4 protein-coding genes and 1 pseudogene are annotated in these 5,190 nt (G+C 72.4%); 3 read left to right on the forward strand and 2 right to left on the reverse strand.

Annotated elements, in window-relative coordinates:
* A pseudogene (locus ACXJKR_RS23755) lies at window positions 1-162 on the forward strand (peroxiredoxin); the annotation flags it as partial.
* Here ACXJKR_RS23755 and ACXJKR_RS23760 read toward each other — a convergent pair.
* Window positions 132-2,909, reverse strand: coding sequence for a protein kinase domain-containing protein (locus ACXJKR_RS23760; RefSeq protein WP_457324910.1), 2,778 nt, complete (start codon window positions 2,907-2,909; stop codon window positions 132-134). The pseudogene ACXJKR_RS23755 and the gene ACXJKR_RS23760 overlap by 31 nt on opposite strands.
* A 243-nt stretch (window positions 2,910-3,152) precedes the next feature.
* On the opposite strand from ACXJKR_RS23760, the gene ACXJKR_RS23765 reads away from it, so the two are divergent.
* Window positions 3,153-3,851, forward strand: a complete 699-nt coding sequence (locus ACXJKR_RS23765; protein WP_056199059.1) for a DUF899 family protein — start codon at window positions 3,153-3,155, stop codon at window positions 3,849-3,851.
* 3 nt (window positions 3,852-3,854) lie between these two features.
* Here ACXJKR_RS23765 and ACXJKR_RS23770 read toward each other — a convergent pair whose 3' ends face one another.
* A complete protein-coding gene (locus ACXJKR_RS23770; protein ID WP_457324911.1) occupies window positions 3,855-4,130 on the reverse strand; it encodes a DUF4242 domain-containing protein in 276 nt (91 codons plus the stop codon).
* A gap of 117 nt (window positions 4,131-4,247) precedes the next feature.
* Between ACXJKR_RS23770 and ACXJKR_RS23775 the strand changes: the two genes are divergently transcribed.
* The coding region (locus ACXJKR_RS23775) for a winged helix-turn-helix domain-containing protein (protein WP_457324912.1) at window positions 4,248-5,190 on the forward strand (943 nt) is incomplete at its 3' end.

Here is a 5,190-nt window from a genome sequence, read left to right on the forward strand (position 1 = left end):
CAGCTGACCGCCAAGCACAAGGTCGCCACGCCGGTGAACTGGAAGCAGGGCGACGACGTGATCATTGCCGGCTCGGTGAGCGATGAAGACGCCAAGGCGCTGTTCCCGGCCGGCTGGAAGGCGCCCAAGCCCTATCTGCGTATCACCAAGCAGCCCACCTGAGACCCGCATGCCTGGGCTTCCAGGCGGTGCAGCGGCGCGCTGTAGTAGGGGCTGACACCCGGTTGGGTGGCCAGCGCCGTGCGGGCCAGCGCGGCCCAGCGCGCGGCCTGGTCGCGGTCGCCAGCGCGCCAGGCGCACAGCGCGGCCACGCCGTGCAAGCGCGCGATCTGCGGCGCGGCCGGGTGGTGCGGCAGGCTCAACGCGGCGACGAAGGCGCGCATGCGGGCCAGGCCGGCGCGGGCGTCCGGCTGCAGGCACTGGCCTTCAGCGCGCAGCAGCTCAGGCCCGGTGGCGAAGCCGGCCGTCAGCATGGCGTCCTGCGGCTTGGCCTCGTGGCGCGACGCCAGCGCCAGCGCCTGGCGGGCCAGCGCCGCGTCGCCGCTGTCGACAAGGACGCGGGCGCGGGCCTCGCGCAGCACCTCTTCGTACCAGGCCGGGTCGTGCCCGGCGCCGCGCAGCGCTTCGGGCGCCGGCGCTTCGTCAAGAAAACGCAGCGCGCCGGCCATCTCACCCGCCATGCTGGCGTTCAGCGCCTGCAGGCGGATATCTCCGGCCAGCAGCGGATGCAGGCCCTTGCCGGCCGCTACACGGGCCTGGCGGCGCAATGCAAAGCGCTGGGCCGCCAACTCGTGCTGCCCGCGCTCCATGGCCGCATCACCGGCACGGCCGTGCGCAATGGTCAGTTCGACCGGCCGGTGCAGCAGCGGCAGGCGCTGCGTGTAGTCGGCCTCCACCAACGGCGCGCCCTGCGCCACGTCGCCCCAGTTCAACAGCAGGCGGCCCAGATGCCCCTGCACCTGGGCGAGCAGCAGCGGCGGCACACCGTCGCCCAGGGCGCGCAGCCGTTGCAGGCAGGCCTCCAGCTCGGCGCGCACGCGCTCGAAAGGCAGCGACAGCGTCGTCGCATACATGGCCGACCAGACGTTGGCCGCGCCGACCTCCGCGCGCACCGCGTACAGGCCGCCGCGCTCGCGCAGCGTGGCCAGCGCCGGCGCGAGCAGGGCCAGGGCGTCGTCGTGCCGACCCTGCTGGGCGGCCCAACGCGCGCCACGCAGGCCGGCCTCGGCGGCGGCCAGCGTGTCCTCGCCTGCAGCGGCGGCGCGGAACTCAACCAGGGCCTCGGGCTCATGGCCACGGCGGTTCAGCAGCTCTCCGCGCAGCAAGTGGCGCCACGCCTGCCCAGCGGCATCGGCTGGCGCGGGCAGGCGCGCCAGCAACATCTCGGCCTCGTCCATGCGACCGAGATCGACGAGGGCACGCGCCTTCAGCAGGCCTGTGTCCACGTCGCCGGGCGTGTCGGGCAGGGCCGCGAGCACCTCGTCCGGCCGCCCGGCATCAAGCCGCGCACGCCCCAGGCGCTGCGCAGCCGCGCGTGTCTCGTCGGCCGGCGCGGCCTGGGCACGCAGCGAGGCCAGTTCACGCTCCCGCAGGTTGACGGCCAGTGGCGCGGCCCCCATGGTTTCGTAGGCATCGCCCAGCACGCGGTAGAGCCGGGCCCGCTGGGCGGGATCGCCGGCAAAGCGTTGCTCAATCAGCTGCGCACCGCGCTCCAGCAGCGGCACTTCGCCGTCGCCGTGAGGATGACGGGCCTGCGGCTCGGCGCCAAAGCGGAACATCTCGGCGACGAACGTCGTGGCCACGTTCTCGCGCTCGGCGGCCTGAGCAGCGCGCTGGCGCTGGCCAGCCAATTGCACGGCCAGGGCGACGACCACAACCAGCACGCCGCCAGCCAGCATCGCGGCACGACCGCGACGACGCAGCAACAGGCCCAACCGCCGCAGCGGCGCCGCAGGGCGCGCCTGCACCGGCTCCTGACGCAGCCAACGCTCGACCTCGTCGGCAAGCGCGTCGGCGCTGGCGTAGCGCCGGCCCGGCTCCGTCGCGCAGGCGCGGGCGACGACAGCGGCCAGGTCGGCATCGCCCGCCTCTGCCACCAACTCGCCCAGCATGACGCCCAGTGCATAGACGTCGACTTGCACGCTCAGCTCACCGCCCAGCAGCAACTCGGGCGCCGCGTAACGCGGCGTGCAGGCCGGCGGCGGCGCGCCCGGGCCGACGACGCCCAGCACGGCGGCGATACCGAAGTCCAGCAGATGCGGCCGGCCCTCGGCGTCGACCAGCACATTGGCCGGCTTCAGATCGCGATGCAGCACCAGGCGGCCGTGGGCATACGCCAGCGTGCGGGCGATCGTCACGAACAGGCGCAGMCGCGCCGGCAGCGCCAGTCCGGCGGCCGCCTCGTCCAACGGCCGCCCCTCGACGTAGGCAATGGCCAGATACGGCCGCGGCTGGCCGTCGGGGCCGGGCTCCAGGCCGGCGTCGTACAAACGCGCGATGCGCGGGTGCTCCAGGCGGGCGACGAGACCGGTCTCCCGGGCAAAGGCCTCGCCGTCAGCCCAGTGCCCGCGAGGCAATTTCAGCGCCACCTGGCGCTCGAACAGGCCGTCAGCCCGATCGGCCAGCCACACCTCGCCCATGCCGCCGCGGCCCAGCGGGCGCAGCAGCCGATAGGGCCCGACACGCTCGCCCGCCCGCAGAGCGAGCGGTTCTGCCAGGCCTGGCAGCGCAGCGAGGAAGCCCTCGTGCTCCCCGGCGTCATGGCGATCCAACATCTGCGCCAAACGCTCGCGCAGCGTCCCCAGGGGCAGCGCCGCCAGCCAGGCCGGGCGCGCCGCGGGCGCCAGTTCCAGGCCCTCGTCCAGCAGTTGGCTCAGCGTGCGCAGCTCGTCGAGGGACATCGCAGTCATGCGCCGCAGTTTGCGGTCGGCAGGCCGCCCGTGCCGTCCCCAACTCGGTGGACAGCGGGCGGCCTGGCCTGCGCCGTTGCGTCAGACCGCCGTCATGACCGGGTCGATGAGGCGGCGCTCGCCCGCAACCAGGACCTGTGCCGCTGTAGGTGCAGGCCTGCACAGGCGCATGGCCGAGACCGATGTCGCCGACGGAGCGGGCCGGACAACATCAGCCTGTTGCACAGTTGCAGGAGACACCGCATGCCTGACCTGACCTCCGCCACCGAACTGGCCTCCCGGGCCAAGACACCCTTTCCCGGCGCCTCCGCCGAGTACGAGCAGGCCCGCAAGGCCCTGCTCGCGGAGGAGATCGAGTTCCGCCGCCACATGACGCGCCTGACCGAGCAGCGGCGCGCGCTGCCACCCGGGCCGGTCATCGCCAAACCCTACAAGTTCAAGGACGAGCAGGCCTTCGACGTCAGCCTGCTCGAGCTGTTCGGCGACAAGGACACGCTGGTAACCTACTTCTGGATGTACGGCCCGCAGCGCGAGCGCCCCTGCCCGATGTGCACCAACTGGCTGGGCGCCGTCAACGGCAATGCCGCCGACATCAAGCAGCGCGTGGCGCTGAAGATCCTCGGCCGCTCGCCGGTCGAGCGGCAATACGCCTTCGCCCAAGAGCGCGGCTGGCGCGATCTCAACTTCGTGCAGACCGTCGGCGACGACTACGCCAAGGATCTTGGCATCCTGCAGCCCGACGGCAGCGAGTACCCGGCCCTCGTGGTGTTCAGGCGCGACGGCGAGCAGGTCAGGTTGTTCTGGGCCAGCGAGATGACCAAGGCCATGGGCGACCCCGGCCAGGACCCGCGCGATGCGCCGGACGTCGCGTCGCTGTGGTCCGTGCTGGACCTCACGCCCGAGGGGCGGGGCACCGATTGGTACCCCAAGCTCCAATACTGAAGCTCAGACCTCGGCCGTCACCGGGTCGATGATGCAGCGCACCTGGCTGACCTGGTCTGCCGGGAAGCCACCCAGCCGCGCATGCTCACGCACCTTGGCCTCGTCTGGCGCGTTGTAGACGCAGTAGATCTTGTCGTCGGTCACGTAGCTGTGCACCCACTGGATGCTGGGGCCCAGGTCGCGCAGGACGCCGCAGGACGTGGCGGAAATGCCTTGCAACTGCTCGGCCGTGAGCTGACCGGCGCCGGGGATGTTTCTTTCGATGACGTACTTGGGCATGGGGAACTCCTGTTGAAGCGGGCCTGCCGGAAGTCGACCGGCCTGACGCCATCCTCTTTCCAGGGAGTGGGCGACGTCCTTTAGCCGGCATGAAATCTGGCTAAATTCGACCCCTCGATGTCCACCAACCGATTCCGCTTCGGCGACTACAAGCTGCTCCCGGCCGAGCGCCTGCTGTTCCGCCGCGGCGCCGAGGTGGCGTTGACGGCGCGCGCCTTCGAGCTGCTGGTCGCGTTTGTCGAGAAGGCCGGGCAACTGCTGGCCAAGGACGAGCTGCTGCGGCGCGTCTGGGCCGATGTCGTCGTCGAGGAGAACAACCTCGCCGTGCAGGTCGGCGTGTTGCGCAAGCTGCTCGGCGCCGAGGCCATCACGACCATTCCCGGCTTTGGCTACCGCTTCGCGCTGCCGGTGCTGGATGTGGCCGAGGCCGCGCCCAGCGAGCCTGGCCTGGGTGCCCGCGGCCGTTTGCCGGTGCGTCTGCCGCCGCTGATCGGCCGCGAGACTGAGCTGGGCGAGCTGCAGGCCCTGCTGCGCGACCAGCCGGCCGTCACGCTGTGCGGCGGCCCAGGCGTCGGCAAGACGCGGCTTGCGCAGGAGCTCGCGCTGAGCCTGCGCGGCGACCACGCCGACGGGGCCTGGTGGGTGGACCTGACGCTGCTGCGCGAGGACGAGCCCGTCGCGGCCGCCGTGGCCCGCGCGCTGGGCCTGCCACCCGGCCCGGACCCGCTCGCGACGCTGGCGGCCAAGCTGTCGGCGCTGGCCCTGCTGATCGTGCTGGACAACGCCGAGCACCGCGCCGCGGATGTCGCCGAGCTCGTCTCGACGCTGGTGCGCGACACCGAGCGGGTCAGCCTGCTCATCACCAGCCAGCTGCCGCTGCAGGCCCAGGGCGAACGCGTCTACCGCCTCGAGCCGCTGCCCCTGCCCGACGCCGTGCGCCTGCTGGCCGCGCGCACCGGCGCGGCCGAAGCGGGCGTCAGCCACCGGGCCGAGGAGATCTGCGAGGCGCTGGACTGCAACCCGCTGGCCATCGAGCTGGCCGCTTCGCGCCTGGATGTGC

The organism is Roseateles sp. P5_E11 (genome assembly GCF_054049355.1).